This is a genomic window from Eubacterium sp. MSJ-33 (assembly GCF_022174665.1).
GTDB lineage: Bacteria > Bacillota > Clostridia > Lachnospirales > Lachnospiraceae > Coprococcus_C.
In genome coordinates, this window is record NZ_CP076562.1 from 502,397 (window position 1) to 520,312 (window position 17,916).

A 17,916-nucleotide genomic window follows, 5' to 3' on the forward strand; every position below is an offset into this window, starting at 1 on the left:
CATACGACATATGAGCAAGAAAGGCAAAAAAGAAAAGAAAGGTATTGCAGGATTAATGTTATTCCTTGGTTGGATGATTTTTGTTCTGCTTGCGGTTGTTTTTTATTTTTATTTCTTTTCAGATCTGGATCTGAGGATGTTTAATAAAGATAAAGCAACACAGACAGATGCACAGACGTCGGATCAGGTGGGATTTACTTACGAGACAAATGCAAACCTGGATATTAATTCTTTGATTATAGAATATTATGCGGCATTAGCTGTATGTGATCAGGAAAAACTGAAAAGTTATGTGACTGATCCGAGTCAGTTTGATGACATGACTGTGTATCAGCAGCGTTCGGCTGTGGTAAAAGCATATTCTAATATTAATTGTTATACAATGCCGGGCTATACAGAGGATGCTACATTAGTTTATGTAACAAGTAATCTGAGCCTTGCAAATATTACAAGTGTTCCTTTGAATATTAATCGATTTTATGTTATAAAGACGGCAGAAGGATATAAGATTGATAATTCAGCACTTTCTCAGGAAGTAAACAATTATATCGAGACACAAAGTCAGTCAACAGATATCCAGAATCTGTACAAAGCTGTACAGGATAATGTAAACAGTTGCATTGCAAATGATTCTGCATTCGCAGAATTTTACAATACAGTCAGTTCAGAACAATAACAACACAATAAAATAGGCCTGTTGCTTGTCAACAGGCCTATTATTATATCTTAGGATTTTACAGAAAATCATCAGAATCTTCTTCATCATCCTCATCATCTGCAGCACGGACATCAATACCGCGAGGTGGTACGGGAGTTGAGAATACAATCTGTGTTTCTGTATTTCCGTATTTTTGGAGTTGACCAATAAAAGTATCCAGCTCCATTGTGCTTGGGAAGCATACTTTAATTAACATGGAGTATGCACCGGTTACACAGTTGCATTCTAATACATTCGGACAAGCCTGTATGAATGGATAGAACTCAGGCTTTCTTTTTGGATCAAGTGCCATATTAATAAAGGCCGTGATGTGATAGCCAAGAGAAACCGGCGCAACGCTTGCGTGATAACCTGAGATGATTCCGCTTTTCTCCAAACGCTCAATACGGGCGGAGACAGCCGGAGAAGAAAGGAATACTTTGCTTGCCAGATGCTTGAGTGGATATCTGGCATTTTCCTGTAATAAGTGAAGGATTTTTTTATCAATATTATCCATAATATGCCTCCTTTATATTTTTCTAAAATTTATAAAGCGATTATACAACTGCATATTTAAAAATGCAACCATAAAATTAATTAAATTAAGAGGAACACTATGACTAATGAAATTCGATTAAATAAATATCTAAGTGAAGCAGGAATCTGTTCGCGTAGAGAAGCAGACCGGCTGATTGAGGCGGGAAAGGTGACAGTAGATGGAACAGTTGCTAATTTGGGGACGCGTGTGGGAGAGAAATCCGTCGTTATGTGCAACGGGAAGCCGGTGCATTTGTACACAAAAAAGGTGATCTATGCATATAATAAGCCAATCGGACAGGTCTGCACATCGAAGGATGCAGATAAGGAAAGTATCTTTCGGTATGTCGAGTTTCCGGAACGGGTAAACTATGTAGGTCGTCTGGATAAAGACTCCACGGGATTACTGTTGCTCACAAATGACGGCGATCTTGCAAATGAAATTCAACGATCAAGGAATAATCATGAAAAAGAATACCATGTGCGTGTCAATACAGATATTACAGAGGATTTTATCCGGAAGATGTCTTCAGGTGTGGAGATCTTAGATACGGTAACGAAGCCGTGTAAAGTGAAGAAAACCGGTGCGAGAAACTTTTCAATTATATTGACACAGGGATTAAATCGACAGATTCGTCGTATGTGTGATGCACTGCATGTCCGTGTTGTTCATTTAAAGCGTGTGAGAATTATGAATGTCCGGCTTGGAAACCTAAGACCGGGAGAATATCGAACGCTGACAAGACAGGAAGAGCAGGAACTTCGAAGGTTAGTTGAGAAGGATTCTTTATAGAGGAAGGAGAAAATATATGGCTTCCAAGACAGAACGAATAAAAGAATTAGTGGAATTGTTGAATACGGCATCGAAAGCCTATTATCAAAAGGACACCGAGATTATGTCCAATCTGGAATATGATACGCTATATGATGAATTAGTGTCATTAGAACGGGAGACCGGATTGATCTTATCGAAAAGTCCGACCCAAAATGTCGGTTATGAAATCATCAGTGAGCTTCCGAAGGAACGACATGCGGCACCGATGCTGTCTCTGGATAAGACGAAGAGTGTCGATGATTTGGCGGCATGGCTCGGTGATAAGACGGGAGTTATGTCGTGGAAGATGGATGGTCTTACGGTTGTCCTTACTTATGAAGATGGAGTGCTTGTAAAAGCGGTTACGCGTGGAAATGGTGAGATTGGTGAGGTGATTACAAATAATGCGAAAGTATTTGCAAACCTGCCAAATCAGATATCATATAAAGATCCTTTAACCATTCGTGGTGAGGCAGTGATTACCTATACAGATTTTGAACGGATTAATGCGACGATTCCGGATATTGACAGCAAATACAAGAACCCAAGAAATCTTTGCTCCGGCAGTGTCAGACAATTGAATAATCAGATTACTGCTGAGCGGAATGTACATTTCTTTGCATTTAACATGCTTGATACCGGCGATGCGGCGATTGATGCAACAATGAATTCAAAATTCGATTTTCTGTCATCACTTGGATTTGAAGTGGTGGAGCATGTCGATGTCACAGCAGCAACGATGCAGGAGAAGGTAACATATTTTGCAGAGAAAATTGAGACGAATGATTTCCCTTCGGATGGACTTGTGCTTTCGTTTGATGATGTTGTATATGGAAGGAATCTTGGGCGCACAGCGAAATTCCCACGAGATTCCATCGCGTTTAAATGGGCAGATGAAGAGGCGGAGACGATATTGCGCCATATTGAATGGAGTCCGTCAAGAACCGGTCTGATCAATCCGGTTGCGGTTTTTGATGCTGTGTCTTTAGAGGGGACATCCGTGAGCCGTGCCAGTGTGCACAACGTCAGTATAGTTAAACAGTTACAACTTGGTATTGGCGATACGATTAAAGTATATAAGGCCAATATGATCATTCCGCAAATCAGTGAGAACTTGACGAAGTCCGGTACGCTTGAGATTCCGGATACATGTCCGGCGTGTGGAGGCAGGACGGAGATACGCGAGGACAATCAGGCACAGACACTTGTCTGTCCAAATCCGGCATGTCCGGCAAAGGCAATTAAACTGTTCACACATTTTGTATCCAGAAATGCAATGAACATTGATGGATTATCGGAGGCAACCTTGCAGAAATTTCTGGATTGTGGTTTCATCGTGGAACTATATGATATTTACCGCATTGACCGTTATGAAGCAGAAATCGTCAAGCTGGAAGGATTCGGTCAGAAATCCTATGATAATATGATGGAAAGTATCGAGCAGAGCCGCACAACGCAGCTTGCACGGGTGTTATATGGGCTTGGTATCTTAAATGTCGGTACCGCCATGGCTAAATCCATCTGTAAATATTTTAAAGATGATGTAGAGGCAATCATCCATGCGGATGCAGCACAGTTCGCTGAGATCGAGAAAATCGGAGATGTGATTGCAGAGGGGATTGTAGCGTATTTTGCAGATCAAAATAATATCCGGGTGTTGCGCGGGATTTTAAAGGAAGTGACACTTGTTGTGGAGGAAAATACTGCTCCGCAGGATCTTGAAGGCAGGACATTTGTTATTACAGGTTCGCTCAACCATTTTGCAAACCGGGATGAACTTAAAAAAGTGATTGAAGATCGTGGCGGAAAGGTTGCAGGCAGTGTTTCTTCCAAAACAACATATCTGATTAACAACGATGTATTATCATCTTCATCGAAGAATAAAAAGGCGAAATCATTGGGAATCCCGATTATTTCCGAGGATGATTTCTTGCAGTTATAAATAAATCGTGGTATGCTTTAAATTTAGAAAAGAAAAGAGGTTTTAGAGATGCCGATTAGAATAGATAATGATTTACCGGTAAAGAAAGTTCTGGAACAGGAAAATATATTTGTGATGGACGAACACCGTGCGATGACGCAGGATATCCGTCCACTAGACATTTTGATCTTGAATCTGATGCCGTTAAAGGAAGATACAGAATTGCAGCTTTTGCGCAGCCTGTCAAACACACCCTTGCAGGTCAATATTTCCTTTATCCGTACAATGTCCTATGAGTCAAAGCATGTCTCGGAGTCACATCTGGAACGTTTCTATAGTGATTTTGAACATGTGAAGAATAAGAAATGGGATGGACTCATTATCACCGGGGCACCCGTTGAAAATATGGAGTTTGAAGAAGTGGAGTATTGGAATGAACTGACAGAGATCATGGACTGGTCAGTGACGAATGTTACATCCACATTGCATATCTGTTGGGGGGCACAGGCTGGGCTTTACTATCGCTATGGCGTGAAAAAATATCATCTGCCAGAGAAGTTTTCCGGTGTGTATAAACATTATACGTTCCATAAGCGAACGCCGCTTGTGCGTGGGTTTGATGATTCATTCTTAGTTCCGCAATCCCGTTATACCGGCGTGGATAAGCAGGCAATTGTTGACAATCCATTTCTGGAGATTGTGGCTGAGTCTGATATTACAGGACCATATCTAATCATTGGAGAAGACGGCAAGAATATTTTTGTCACCGGGCATCCGGAGTATGATACATTTACACTTGATCAGGAATATAAACGAGATATTAAGCGTGGTTTAAATCCGAATATTCCGGTCAATTATTATCCTGATAATGATCCGGAGCAAAAGCCTATCAAATCATGGAGATGTCATGCCAATACACTCTATGCCAACTGGCTTAATTATTACGTATATCAGAGCACCCCTTACGACTGGACGAAGAAGGTTACGAATTAAGAGAAGCAAGCTTTGTGATCGTAAGCGCATTATGGAGTAGGTAGCCGCAGAACATACCACATATATATGCGTGGATGCCGAAATGTGGCACAAAGAAAATGATACACAAGATTCGCATGCTGATCCCAAGAATATTGTAGATTAAATTTTGTGTCGCGTACCCAATCCCGTTCATAACACTGGAAAGCGTTGTGGAAAGATAAATAAAAGGACATAAAAATCCCATTAGCTGTAACAGCGTTCCGGCCTCCGGACTTTTAAATGCAAAGATACAAAGCGGTTTCCCGAAGAGAATATATAAAATGCAGGCAAAGCTTCCGAGCATGATGCAGAAAAGAGCACTTGATACAAGTGCTTTTTTTATTGCTTCCGTATCTCGTTTGGCACAGGCATAAGAGATAGATGGAAGCAGCATGGTTGAAAGTGAGTTTGTAATGGTTGCCGGAAATAATAAAAACGGAATGACAATACCTGTGATAATCCCGTACATTTCCATGCTTGTGTCTGCGTTGTTGTAATATTGAAACAGAAATGCAGGAAGTATAATTGCTTCAAAACTTGAAAATAATGTAAAAATCAGATTGTTGGAAGTGATTGGAATGATATCCTTCAGCATTGGAATCATAAGCAATTGTTTTTTTATGACAGAAGTATGCAGACTTTTGCTTTTAAATTCATTGTTTTGTTTACTGTGAAAAAATATATAACAACTAAGGGCGTAAAGTGTTGCTCCTATTTCTCCAATTACTACGCCACAAACGGCGGTTTTAGCATCAACCTGATTTTGCATATAGGAGATTGCAAGGAGATAGACAGAACCAATTCGTATAATCTGTTCGATTAACTGACAGCTTCCTGAGAAGAATGGTTTTTTATATCCGATAAAGAAAGCATTGATACAGGCTTTTATAGCGACAAAAGGAACTGCGGGAGAGAGAAGTTTTAACAGAACACGACAATCAGTATTTTTCAGTATGTGAATGGCAATAAAATCGCAGCCATAGAAAAAACAGCCGGAGACAAGCAGGCTTAGCATAAAACTCAGACAAACTCCAAGACGAAGCGCACGACGTGTATCCGGATGATTTTTCTTGCCAAGCAGGTAGGAGACATGTTTGGTGATGGTAGTAGCAATTCCCTGACAGCAAAATGAAATACCCAGAATATAAAGCGGAAAAATCAACTGATAAGTTCCAAGCTCTTTAACACCAATCAACCGAGTCAAGAATATTCTATTATAAAAGCCGAGACATTTGGTCAGGATTCCGGTTATCGTTAATATCAGGGTTCCTTTGATGATAGTTTGTTTTGACATGATGATCATTCCTGCCAGAGTCTTGGTTTATTATATTGGATAGGGCGATAAAATATGACAGTTTATATGGATCATGCAGCAACGACGAGCACCCATCCGGAAGTGATTCGTGCTATGCAGCCATACTTTCATGACAAATTTGCAAACCCGTCCGGCATCTATAGTATTGCAAAAGAAAATCACCGTGTTATAGAAGACAGCCGGCAGATGATTGCAGATACATTACATGCACGAAAAAATGAGATTTATTTTACGGCAGGCGGTTCCGAAGGAGACAACTGGGCATTAAAAGAGATTGCGGATGTATATAAGAAAAAAGGAAAACATATCATTACAACGAAGATTGAACACCATGGAATTCTTCACACATGCGAGTATCTGGAACAGCATGGATTTGATGTCACATATTTGGATGTTGATACCAATGGACGTGTTGATTTAGAACAGATGGAACGTGCAATCCGAAAGGATACGATACTGATATCTGTTATGTTTGCAAATAATGAGATAGGCACAATGGAACCGATCGAATTAATTGGGAAAATTGCCCGGAATCATCATATATTATTTCATACGGATGCGGTTCAGGCATATGGTCAAGTGCCGATTGATGTGGAACAACTGCAGATTGATCTTTTGACTGCAAGTGGACATAAATTCCGCGGTCCCAAAGGCACGGGGTTTTTATATGCAAAAGAAGGAATAAAAATGCAAAGTTATATTCATGGCGGTGCACAGGAACAAGGACTTCGGGCAGGAACAGAAAATGTGCCGGGAATCGTTGGACTTGCAACTGCAGCCTATATTGCAGATGCAACAATGGAACGGCGTTTGAAATATGAGACAGAAATACGAGACTATATGATACAGCAGATATTAGAAACCATTCCGTATTGCAGGTTAAATGGACACAGGAGGAATCGATTACCCAATAATATTAATATTTCTTTTGAATTTATAGATAGTGGGGCATTGCTTATAATGCTGGATACTCTTGGAATCTGCGCGTCCGGTGGATCTGCTTGTACATCTGCATCCAGAAAACCTTCCCATGTTTTACAGGCAATTGGCTTGTCAGATGAACTTTCCCGGGGTACAATTCGGCTTACCATCGGGGAAGAAACAACAAAAAAAGATGCAGACTATGTGATTGCCTGCATCAAAGAACTTGTAGAAGGACTGCGGGAACAGTCTCCGTCTTATGATGATTATAAAAGCCGGAGTTAGCGATTAAACAATCTTATGAAATTCAGGTTTTTTCTCTTTGAAGGTCGTAAAATAACGGAACCCGTTGGAAAGTAATAATTCTTTTGCCGTATCAAATCCATATGCAATATGTTCTGCATGGTGGGCATCGCTTCCAATCGTGACGATTTCTCCGCCTGCATCCTTGTACATTTTCAAGATGTCCGGATGCGGGTGTGGGAAGGACAGCCCACGGTACAAACTTCCGGTATTGATCTCGATTCCCTGACCACGGGATACCAGAATCTGAAATAATTCATAAAATATATCTGAATAATCATGAATATCAAAAAGTTCAGCCTTTGTTTTCCCATAACGGACAATATAATCAAGATGTCCGCAGACATTAAAATTATCAAATTCTTTTACACAATCAAGGAGTGTTTCAAAATAATGCCGATACGCTGTAAGGTCTTCTTTTCCTTCAAAATATTCCGGATAATAGGGATCCATTCCATCTACAACATGGAGACTGCAGATAGTAAAATCAAGTTCAGGATGTGCCTGTACAAAGGCATTCAGTTTATTTGTTGTGGATGGCATCACACCAAGTTCCACTCCGATACGAAGGTCAAAGTCCGGAGCGAGAGTTTCTGATAACTGATGATAGTTTTTATAATAGTCTGCGATATCAAGGTCAAAATCCATTTCCGGCTCTTCCGGACGGACCGGAAAGTCCATGTCATAATGATCTGTGACACAGAGAGAAGACAGCCCTTTTTTTCTTGCAGATTCAATTACAGAATATATTGATTCATCGCAGTCACTGGAAAAATCTGTATGGAAATGATAATCTGGAAACATTATATGCGTATCCTCCTGTAATGTATTTCTGGTTTTTATAAATTTCATTTATTTACTTGTCAATTATACCGTATAATCTTATAAAATCCAATAAAATTGGAGAAACACTCATTTTTTGAAAAAAATTACAAAAAATAGGCTTGAATTTTGCTATAAAAGAAGTTATGATATTCGATGTAAGTTTTTAGATGAATTACTGCAGCCATGCAGTATTTAAATCTTAATAATTAAAACTTAGGAGGATTAAAAAATGGCAGTAAAAGTAGCAATTAATGGTTTTGGACGTATCGGACGTCTTGCATTCAGACAGATGTTTGACGCAGAAGGTTATGAAGTAGTTGCAATCAACGACTTGACAAAGCCTTCAATGCTTGCTCACCTTTTGAAGTATGATTCATCACAGGGTAAGTATCAGTATGCAGATCAGGTTTCTGCTGATGATGAAGCAGGTACAATCACAGTTTGTGGTAAGACACTTAAGATCTATGCTGAGGCAGATGCTAAGAATCTTCCATGGGGAGAGCTTGATGTAGACGTTGTACTTGAGTGTACAGGTTTCTATGTATCAAAGGCTAAGTCACAGGCTCATATCGATGCAGGTGCTAAGAAGGTAGTTATTTCAGCTCCAGCTGGTAATGATCTTCCTACAATCGTATATAGCGTAAACGAGAACACACTTACAGCTGATGACAAGATCATCTCTGCAGCTTCTTGTACAACAAACTGTCTTGCTCCTATGGCTAAGGCACTTAACGATTACGCTCCAATCCAGTCAGGTATCATGTCTACAATCCACGCTTACACAGGTGATCAGATGGTACTTGATGGACCACACAGAAAGGGCGACTTCAGACGTGCTCGTGCAGCAGCAGTTAATATCGTTCCTAACTCAACAGGTGCAGCTAAGGCTATCGGTCTTGTTATCCCAGAGCTTAACGGAAAGCTTATCGGTTCTGCACAGAGAGTTCCTGTACCTACAGGTTCTACAACAATCCTTACAGCAGTTGTTAAGGGTAAGGACGTAACTAAGGAAGGCATCAATGCTGCTATGAAGGCTGCAGCTTCTGAGTCTTATGGTTACAATGAGGAGCAGATCGTTTCTTCAGATATCGTTGGTATGAGATATGGTTCACTCTTCGATGCTACACAGACAATGGTAGCTCAGATCGCTGACGATCTTTATGAAGTTCAGGTTGTTTCTTGGTATGATAACGAGAACTCATACACAAGCCAGATGGTTAGAACAATCAAGTACTTCGCTGAGTTGGCTTAATCTTCAGTCAGACTCTTTTAGAGAAGACCTACAAGGGTCCGGTCTTAATTGGACCGGACCCTTATTTTTATCATTTCAAAATTCAGGAGGATTTAATAATGTCATTAAATAAGAAATCTGTTGATGATATCAACGTAAAGGGACTTCGTGTTCTTTGCAGATGCGACTTTAACGTACCTTTGAAGAACGGAGAGATCACAGATGAGAACCGTCTGGTTGCAGCTCTTCCAACAATCAAGAAGCTGATCGCTGATGGCGGTAAGGTAATCCTTTGTTCACACCTTGGAAAGGTTAAGACAGAGGAAGACAAGCAGACAAAGACTCTTGCACCGGTTGCAAAGAGACTTTCTGAACTCCTTGGTCAGGAAGTAAAGTTTGTACCAAGTTTAGAGGTTGTTGACGATACAGTTCGCGCAGCTGTAGACGCTATGAAGGACGGCGAGGTTATTCTTCTTGAGAATACACGTTTCAGAGCAGAAGAGACAAAGAACGGTGAGGCTTTCTCCAAGGATCTTGCAAGCATCTGTGACGTATTCGTAAACGATGCATTTGGTACAGCTCACAGAGCACACTGCTCAAACGTTGGTGTAGCTGCACTTGTTGATACAGCCGTTGTTGGATATCTGATGCAGAAGGAAATCGATTTCCTTGGAAACGCAGTTGAGAATCCGGTAAGACCTTTCGTTGCTATCCTTGGTGGTGCAAAGGTTGCTGATAAGCTGAACGTCATCTCTAACCTTCTTGAGAAGTGCGATACACTCATCATCGGTGGTGGTATGGCATACACATTCTTGAAGGCTAAGGGATATGAGATTGGTAAGTCACTTGTTGACGAGACAAAGCTTGACTACTGTAAGGAAATGATGGAGAAGGCTGAGAAGCTTGGCAAGAAGCTTCTGCTCCCGGTAGACTCTGTTATGATCGATGATTTCCCTAACCCAATCGACGATCCAACAATCGCTACAACAATCTGTGATGCAGATAAGATGGATGCATCTAAGGAAGGCTGCGATATCGGACCTAAGACAATCGAGCTTTACTCTGAGGCTGTTAAGACAGCTAAGACAGTTGTATGGAACGGACCTATGGGTGTATTCGAGAACCCGGTTCTTGCAACAGGTACAAAGGCAGTTGCAGCAGCACTTGCTGAGACAGACGCTACAACAATTATCGGTGGTGGTGATTCTGCAGCAGCTGTTAACCAGCTTGGTTATGGTGACAAGATGAGCCACATCTCAACAGGTGGTGGTGCTTCTCTTGAGTTCCTTGAGGGTAAGGAACTGCCTGGTGTAGCAGCAGCTAATGACAAATAATTTTATTTTAGGAGATAAGAAAAATGGCAAGAAAGAGAATTATTGCAGGTAACTGGAAGATGAATATGACTCCATCAGAGGCTGTAAAGCTTGTTGAGGAGTTAAAGCCACTTGTAGTGAATGATGACGTAGACGTAGTTTACTGTGTACCAGCTATTGACATCGTTCCTGTTGTTGAAGCTGTTAAGGGCACAAACGTACAGGTTGGTGCTGAGAACTTCTACATTGAGGACAAGGGTGCTTACACAGGTGAGATCAGTGCACCAATGCTTGTAGATGCAGGCGTGAAGTATGTAATCATCGGACATTCAGAGCGTCGTGAGTACTTCAAGGAAGACGATGCATTCCTGAATAAGAAGGTTAAGAAGGCAATCGCTTCCGGACTTACACCAATCCTTTGCTGTGGTGAGACACTTGAGCAGAGAGAGATGGGCGTAACAATGGATTGGATCAGACTTCAGATCAAGTCTGACCTTGCAGGCGTTGCAGCAGATGATGTAAAGAACCTTGTAATTGCTTACGAGCCAATCTGGGCAATCGGTACAGGTAAGACAGCTACATCTGATCAGGCTGAGGAAGTATGTAAGGGTATCCGTGAACTCATCGCTGAGGTTTATGATACAGATACAGCAGAAGCAGTTCGTATTCAGTATGGCGGTTCTATGAACGCCGGCAATGCGAAGGAGCTTCTTGCAAAGCCAAACATTGATGGTGGTCTGATCGGTGGTGCTTCTCTGAAGGCTGAGTTCGGTCAGGTTGTAAATGCATAATAAGTAATTTACAAATAATTTACTTGTCATGTTATAAATTTACGAATATAATTAATCCTGCTTTTGTGTGATCTTTCATGCAGAAGCAGGATTTTTTATTAACAAAATCGTTTACTTTACCGAAAAAAATATAGTAAAAACAAATGAATCTATTATCAAAAAGATGGGACGTGATTTTAAATGCTACATGTAATTGAGGAGTTTGTATTTTGGTATCCCGCGCTGATGTCTGTGGCATGGGTAGTTGGTGGTATCTTATTTTACTTTGGGAACGAACGCAGGGGACCTTTACCGCTTTATGAGACACCGATGGTGTCGATACTTGTGCCTTGCTATAATGAGGCAGAAACAATTGCACATACAGTAATGGAATTATCCAAGCTGAAATATCCGAATTATGAGATTATAGCAATCAATGATGGAAGCAGTGATAATACTTCGGAAGTGATTCAAAGTCTGTTGCCAAAATATCGCAGATTACGGTTTGTAGATCTGAAAGAAAATAATGGAAAAGCAAATGCACTTTATCTTGGACTGATTGCTGCAAAAGGAGAGATTCTGATGGGGGTTGATTCAGATTCTTATCTGATGCCAGATGCACTTAATTATATAGTTCCACATTTTACGAACCCGTATAACGGAGAACGTGTCGGTGCTGTCACAGGAAATCCACGTGTCAGAAATCGTAGTTCTTTGCTGGCAAAACTGCAGTTGTGTGAATATGCAAGTATTGTCAGTTTGATCAAACGGACACAACGTGTATGGGGAAAGGTTATGACGGTTTCCGGTGTTGTAGTTGCATTCCGCAAGCGGGCACTTTTGGACTGTAACCTATGGGATCGTGATATGATTACAGAAGACATCGGTGTCACCTGGAAACTGGAGAAGAATTTCTGGGATGTCCGCTATGAGCCAAATGCACTCTGCATGATGCTGGTTCCGGAGACGGTCAAAGGACTGTTCAAACAGAGAAAACGATGGTCGCAGGGTGGTATGGAAATATTGCGTCGTCATTATGATGTGGTTAGGCATTGGAAGACGAGAAGAATGATTCTTGTCTATCTGGAGCAGATTACTTCGATTGTCTGGGCAATCTGTTGGCTTTTTACATTGATATTATTAATTCTTGGATGGATTTTTTTCGGAAAATGGTATGCACTTCCGTACATATGGAAGAGTTTATTCTTGTCTGTAGTTTGTATGATACAATTTGTAGTTGCAATGATCCTCGACAGCAAATATGATAAGAATCTGTTGCGAAACGGCATTGTTGCAATCTGGTATCCTTTTTTGTATTGGTATATTAATGCAATTATTGTGATATGTGCATTGCCATCTATGTTCCGAAAAAGAAAGAAAAAAGCTGTATGGGATAGTCCGGATCGGGGGTTGGAATAATATGAATGAGAATCGGGAAGATTTTACGAATCCATTACCGCAGAAGGCAGAATATGATATACAGGAGCATCTGATCTACGGAAAACAGAAGACATGGAAAAAGGTTGTAGAATGGATTATCACGATTCTTGCATGGGGAATCTTGCTTTCCTATGTTATCTATCTGGTTTATGGTGCGCTTGCAATTCGGAACGATTGGTATTTACCGGAATTTTATGTGTATACGCGGGATATGGTTCTCACGATTGAACATTATTTTCGTATTTTGTTTATTGCGGCACTGATATTTGTTGTGCTTTTTATATTCTGGAAAAATTATAACAAACGTAAATATGGCAGGCTGCATAGACGGAGATTTCGTCCGCCAGTTACGAACGATGAGATCGAGGAAACATTTCATCTTGATGCGAATCTGGTTCATGCAATGCAGGAACGACGTATGATTGTTTTGGAACATAATATTATCCCGGATGATCTGGGTATGGGGCGAGAGAAACACAAAAAGGAGAAGAAGCATGCAAAAAACAAGAATCTTAATCGTAGAAGATGAGACAGCGATTGCGAAGATGATTGCGATGAATCTTCGCGTCGCAAATTATGATACGGTGATTTATGAAGATGGATCGGAAGCAGCAAAGGGTTTAGCGCAGGATCATGCGTATGATCTTGCATTGTTAGACGTGATGGTTCCGGGCATGGATGGATTCACATTGCTTCCAATCGTGCGGGAGTATGGAATTCCGGTTATCTTCTTAACAGCAAAGGATGATCTGGCGTCGAAGATCCAGGGCTTAAAGGGCGGCGCGGAAGATTATATTGTAAAGCCGTTTGAGGTGTTGGAGCTTTTAGTAAGGATTGAGAAGGTGCTTGCCCGTACAAAGCCGGAAGAGCATACATTATCGGTGCTGAATCTGGAGATTGACTTTGAACAGCATATCGTCCGGCAGGATGGCAAAGAAGTATCACTAAAACCGATGGAATTTGAACTTCTGGCAGTACTTGCCAGGAACAAAAACCGTGCGATATCCAGGGAGAATCTGCTTCGCATGGTCTGGGGTGTCGAATATGTGGGCGAGACACGTACCGTTGATGTTCATATCGGACAGCTTCGGAAGAAACTGAATCTGGCTGATCATATTAAGACCGTATCAAAGCTCGGATACAGATTGGAGGAGTAAGTTGAAGCTTCAAACGTGGATTACATGGCTTTGCTGTATAGCAGTTTTTGTGGCAACACTTGTGGTTGATTTGTTTGTATGGAACGCGGAACATCGGAATATGCAAAAGGAAGCACAGACCAAAGCATTAAGTGAAACCTATAATCTGATCAATGCCTATGCAATGGAATTTAATATGAAAGATGGATCCATTCGCTCAGAAGATCAGATTCTTGACTCCAGATTACAGTATTTTTTTAAAACATATCAGGATGAATATGCCATTTGTATGCGATTTGGAGAATCGAAGAATGGAGAGTATCGCGTCACACCGGAACATGCATATTTTGTGTATAATCATACGATTTTTACAGAGGAGTATCTGCTGTCACTGGAGTTTCATCAATTCCAGAACTCAGATTTTTCCTATGCAGAAATCCGGTATAATGGAGCAAAGTATTTGATTTATTATTATTCAACATCCGGATATATAAATCTCTATCATGTTACCAGTATTGATTATGTTGACCAAAGAATGCAGAATCTGGCTATCTATATGGCAATCATTACATTTTTTGTGCTTCTTGTAATGGCGGGGATTATATCAGCGATTCTTAAGCACAGCCTTCGGTCTTTGAAGGAGTTGAATGAGACAGCATCCGATATTGCAAAGGGAAGTTATGATAAACGTGTGAATGTCAGGGGAAAAAATGAGATTGCAACACTTGGCACAACATTTAATCAGATGGCGGAAGCAGTAGAGATACGGACAAAATCATTGGAAGAGTCAGAACAACAGAAGACACTTTTTATGGGGAATCTTACTCATGAGTTAAAAACACCGTTAGCTGCAATATCCGGCTATGCTCAGACGTTATTGACGGTACGTCTGGACGAGGAAGATGAGCAGGAAGCGCTTACTTATATAGACGAAGAATGCAAACGTTTAGAGCGATTATCGAAGAAAATGCTGCGGCTGCTGGAATTGGATTCCGAACAGAAACTGGAGCTGCACAAGATATCGGTAAAAAAGCTTTTTGAACGAACAAAACGGTTATGTCGGAAACTATTGGAGTCAAAAGATATAAGACTTCTGTATGAAGAACACGGAGAATGTTTCATGGTAGAGGAGGATCTGATGACGGAGGTGCTTATAAATCTCGTTGATAATGCTGTGAAAGCAAGCAGCCAGGGAGATACGATCCGACTGATTGCGAAGAATCATCAGATTCTGGTACAAGATACGGGATGTGGAATCCCGGAAGACGAGAAAAAGAAGATATTGGAGCCGTTTTATATGATTGACAAGTCACGCAGTCGGAAAAATGGCGGTGCAGGGCTTGGACTGGCGCTTACAGCATTGATTTTGAAACAGCATAGTGTAGCATTGGCAATTGAAAGCGGAGAAGGAAAAGGCACGACGATGATTTTGAATTTTCCGGTGTGATCGTTCGAGTGAGATGGCGATTATATTTGGGAATGTCATACTTGTGATATGTATGTGCGTAATTTTGATATATGATATTGGGAATTGGTTGATTCAATGGCATATTCGGAGGATTCCTCTGGATATGTCATTTTTTATGTAGCTGATTTATATATAAGCGATTCTCATCGAGAGGCTCCATAGCGGAAAATGGGTGTAGGGAGGAAAAAACAAGTGAAAAAACACACGTCGTGGGTTTTTGAAGAGAAAATCAAGCAGAAAAACACAAACCGGAAGCTGATTGAGAAGTTCCATAGCGAAAATTGGGTGTGGAGAGGAAAAAACAAGTGAAAAAACACACGTCGTGGGTTTTTGAAGAGAAAAGTAAGCAGAAAAACACAAAACGGAAATTCCCCATTTCAGTACGAATTTACAAATTGTTTAAAAAATGATGAATACTCGATGCGGTGTAAAGTGTTAACATAACATCAACATACAGGGAAACATATTTATTATACTTGAAAAAGTCAGATAAATATCAATAAGACACACTAAAAATAATATTAAGCTGAAAGGAATAATCAACATGAGAAAATATAAACGTTTTGCAGGAATCTTCCTAGTGGCTGCGCTGACTGCATCGTTATTTGCAGGTTGTCAGAAAAGTCCGGAGAAGGAAATCGTGTCCAATAAGGATATGGATAATATGATTGAACAGGCGCAGGACACACAGGCGGCAACAACGGAAGTGGCAGAGGTTGCAAAAAATTATGATACGTATCAGACAGATATCCAGGATGATAATCTGCATGTAACTGTACATGCGGATGCACAGGTGGACATCCCGGATACAAGTCAGTTGTCCATCTTCCGGGTAGAGCAGAAGAAGTTTGATCAGGATTTTCTGGATAAGCTTCGTGGTTTATTATTCCAGGATCAGAAGCTGTACGATGGAACTGTTCTGAATCAGAGAACGAAAGCGGATATTGAGACAGAAATGCAGGAAAGCAGAAACTCAATTGCAGAATATGAAAATGATACAAACGGATTGTACTCCGAAAGCGACAAAGAGGTTTTGATACAGGAAGTTCAGGATCGTCTGGACAGTCTACAGGAAGAATATGAAAATTCGGATGATGCGATTAATTACACAGCAAATCCATCCGACAATCAAATCCACAGTATAGAAGAATTGCTTGCTCAGAATCCGGACAATGGATATTATCAATGGCAAAATTCATTTGAAGGTGCAGATTCCAGCATCTTTTATGGGATTAATGATGCAGCCAATGGTTCCTATCAGTCTTTGTATCTGCAGAACAATTTAAATTATGGAAATCTAATCCGGTATCGCAGTTCAAGACTCGGATATATCGGTGTTGGTTCATCTGTTATGGATGGAGATTTTTATTCGGAGATTGTAAAGCCGGAATATAATTTTGCAACGCGGGAAGCCAGATGGGTATGGCCGAAAGAAGAAGGCGTTCCGATTGATGCTATTAATAGCGAATTATATGATGAACAAAAAACAGCCGATGATTTTGTTGAAAATCAAAAGGATAAAACAACAATTTCCGAGACAGAAGCCAGAGAGAAGGCAGATGCATTTTTAAACGAGCTCGGTTTGACTGAATTTGCATATTATAATGGCGGTTTGATCAGTGAAGTAACAGAATATAATCGTAATTTGGATATCCAGCAGGAGTTAGGTGCAACACCATATCGAAATGTCTATGCGTTCCGGTATCAGAGATGTATGGATGGTGTTTTCGTGAATAATGATGGTGGCGGAAAAATCGTCGATGAATGGCAGGGAGACAGTTATAAAAAGATGCTTTGGACTGCAGAAGATATCGCAGTGTTTGTGAATGATGATGGAATCGTCGGATTTGATTATATGACGCCACTTACTGTTACAGAAACAGTTGTAGAAAAATCAACATTAAAGAATTTTGATGAGATCAAGGATATCTTTGAGCAGATGGTTGTGACGATGAATGCCGTGGAGTCAGAAGATGCAACGGAAGGAAATGTAACGATTGATATTGATTCTGTGAAGCTTCGTTATACAAGAATCAGCGAGAAGGACAGCTTTGATACCGGACTGTTAGTTCCGGTCTGGGATTTTATCGGAACGAAAACCGACCAGTATGGATATGAGGTACATGACGCTATCATCATGTCTGTCAACGCAATCGATGGAACCGTCATTGATAAAGATCTGGGGTATTAAATGAACAGTTTTGAGACAGA

The 17,916-nt window shown here is 40.6% G+C and carries 16 protein-coding genes; 13 read left to right on the plus strand and 3 right to left on the minus strand.

Features of this window, described 5'->3' with window-relative positions; all coding sequences use genetic code 11:
* Positions 1-10: 10 nt before the first annotated feature.
* Positions 11-676, plus strand: coding sequence for a hypothetical protein (locus KP625_RS02305; RefSeq protein WP_238299068.1), 666 nt, complete (start codon positions 11-13; stop codon positions 674-676).
* Positions 677-734: 58 nt separating this feature from the next.
* Here KP625_RS02305 and KP625_RS02310 read toward each other — a convergent pair whose 3' ends face one another.
* On the minus strand, positions 735-1,214 hold the full coding sequence (locus KP625_RS02310) for an Lrp/AsnC family transcriptional regulator (protein ID WP_238299069.1): 480 nt from the start codon (positions 1,212-1,214) through the stop codon (positions 735-737).
* A gap of 99 nt (positions 1,215-1,313) precedes the next feature.
* On the opposite strand from KP625_RS02310, the gene KP625_RS02315 reads away from it, so the two are divergent.
* From KP625_RS02315 to metA, 3 genes are read left to right on the plus strand one after another with little or no spacing between them, the layout of a single operon-like run.
* Positions 1,314-2,027: a pseudouridine synthase gene (locus KP625_RS02315; RefSeq protein ID WP_238299070.1), complete on the plus strand. Its 714-nt coding sequence runs from the start codon at positions 1,314-1,316 to the stop codon at positions 2,025-2,027.
* Positions 2,028-2,043: 16 nt separating this feature from the next.
* Positions 2,044-3,990 (plus strand): NAD-dependent DNA ligase LigA, encoded by a 1,947-nt coding sequence (gene ligA, locus KP625_RS02320; RefSeq protein WP_238299071.1) that lies wholly within the window; start codon positions 2,044-2,046, stop codon positions 3,988-3,990.
* Between the two features lie 48 nt (positions 3,991-4,038).
* A complete protein-coding gene (gene metA, locus KP625_RS02325) occupies positions 4,039-4,962 on the plus strand; it encodes a homoserine O-acetyltransferase MetA (RefSeq protein WP_238299072.1) in 924 nt (307 codons plus the stop codon).
* On the opposite strand, the gene KP625_RS02330 is transcribed toward metA, so the two are convergent.
* Positions 4,952-6,277 (minus strand): MATE family efflux transporter, encoded by a 1,326-nt coding sequence (locus KP625_RS02330; protein WP_238299073.1) that lies wholly within the window; start codon positions 6,275-6,277, stop codon positions 4,952-4,954. The two genes, metA and KP625_RS02330, sit on opposite strands and share 11 nt — an antisense overlap.
* A 54-nt stretch (positions 6,278-6,331) precedes the next feature.
* On the opposite strand from KP625_RS02330, the gene KP625_RS02335 reads away from it, so the two are divergent.
* Complete coding sequence (locus KP625_RS02335) at positions 6,332-7,504, plus strand: cysteine desulfurase family protein (protein WP_238299074.1); 1,173 nt, start codon at positions 6,332-6,334, stop codon at positions 7,502-7,504.
* A 3-nt stretch (positions 7,505-7,507) separates the two neighbouring features.
* Here KP625_RS02335 and KP625_RS02340 read toward each other — a convergent pair whose 3' ends face one another.
* Positions 7,508-8,326 (minus strand): histidinol-phosphatase HisJ family protein, encoded by an 819-nt coding sequence (locus KP625_RS02340; protein WP_238299075.1) that lies wholly within the window; start codon positions 8,324-8,326, stop codon positions 7,508-7,510.
* A 250-nt stretch (positions 8,327-8,576) separates the two neighbouring features.
* On the opposite strand from KP625_RS02340, the gene gap reads away from it, so the two are divergent.
* The 8 genes from gap (at position 8,577) to KP625_RS02380 (ending at position 17,896) form a co-directional block, all read left to right on the plus strand.
* Positions 8,577-9,599, plus strand: a complete 1,023-nt coding sequence (gap, locus tag KP625_RS02345; RefSeq protein WP_021985420.1) for a type I glyceraldehyde-3-phosphate dehydrogenase — start codon at positions 8,577-8,579, stop codon at positions 9,597-9,599.
* Positions 9,600-9,697: 98 nt separating this feature from the next.
* Positions 9,698-10,912, plus strand: a complete 1,215-nt coding sequence (locus tag KP625_RS02350; protein WP_238299076.1) for a phosphoglycerate kinase — start codon at positions 9,698-9,700, stop codon at positions 10,910-10,912.
* 23 nt (positions 10,913-10,935) lie between these two features.
* Positions 10,936-11,682 carry a triose-phosphate isomerase gene (gene tpiA, locus KP625_RS02355; protein ID WP_021985422.1) on the plus strand — a complete coding sequence of 249 codons (747 nt, stop codon included), beginning with the start codon at positions 10,936-10,938 and terminating at the stop codon, positions 11,680-11,682.
* Positions 11,683-11,862: 180 nt separating this feature from the next.
* Positions 11,863-13,080, plus strand: a complete 1,218-nt coding sequence (pgaC, locus tag KP625_RS02360) for a poly-beta-1,6-N-acetyl-D-glucosamine synthase (protein ID WP_238299077.1) — start codon at positions 11,863-11,865, stop codon at positions 13,078-13,080.
* 1 nt (position 13,081) lies between these two features.
* Complete coding sequence (gene pgaD, locus KP625_RS02365; protein ID WP_238299078.1) at positions 13,082-13,630, plus strand: poly-beta-1,6-N-acetyl-D-glucosamine biosynthesis protein PgaD; 549 nt, start codon at positions 13,082-13,084, stop codon at positions 13,628-13,630.
* Entirely contained in the window at positions 13,596-14,258 is a 663-nt protein-coding gene (locus KP625_RS02370; protein WP_238299079.1) for a response regulator transcription factor, read from the plus strand. Before pgaD ends, KP625_RS02370 begins: the two co-directional genes overlap by 35 nt.
* 1 nt (position 14,259) lies before the next feature.
* Positions 14,260-15,684, plus strand: coding sequence for a sensor histidine kinase (locus KP625_RS02375; protein WP_238299080.1), 1,425 nt, complete (start codon positions 14,260-14,262; stop codon positions 15,682-15,684).
* Positions 15,685-16,249: 565 nt separating this feature from the next.
* Entirely contained in the window at positions 16,250-17,896 is a 1,647-nt protein-coding gene (locus KP625_RS02380; protein ID WP_238299081.1) for a DUF6034 family protein, read from the plus strand.
* Positions 17,897-17,916: the final 20 nt, after the last annotated feature.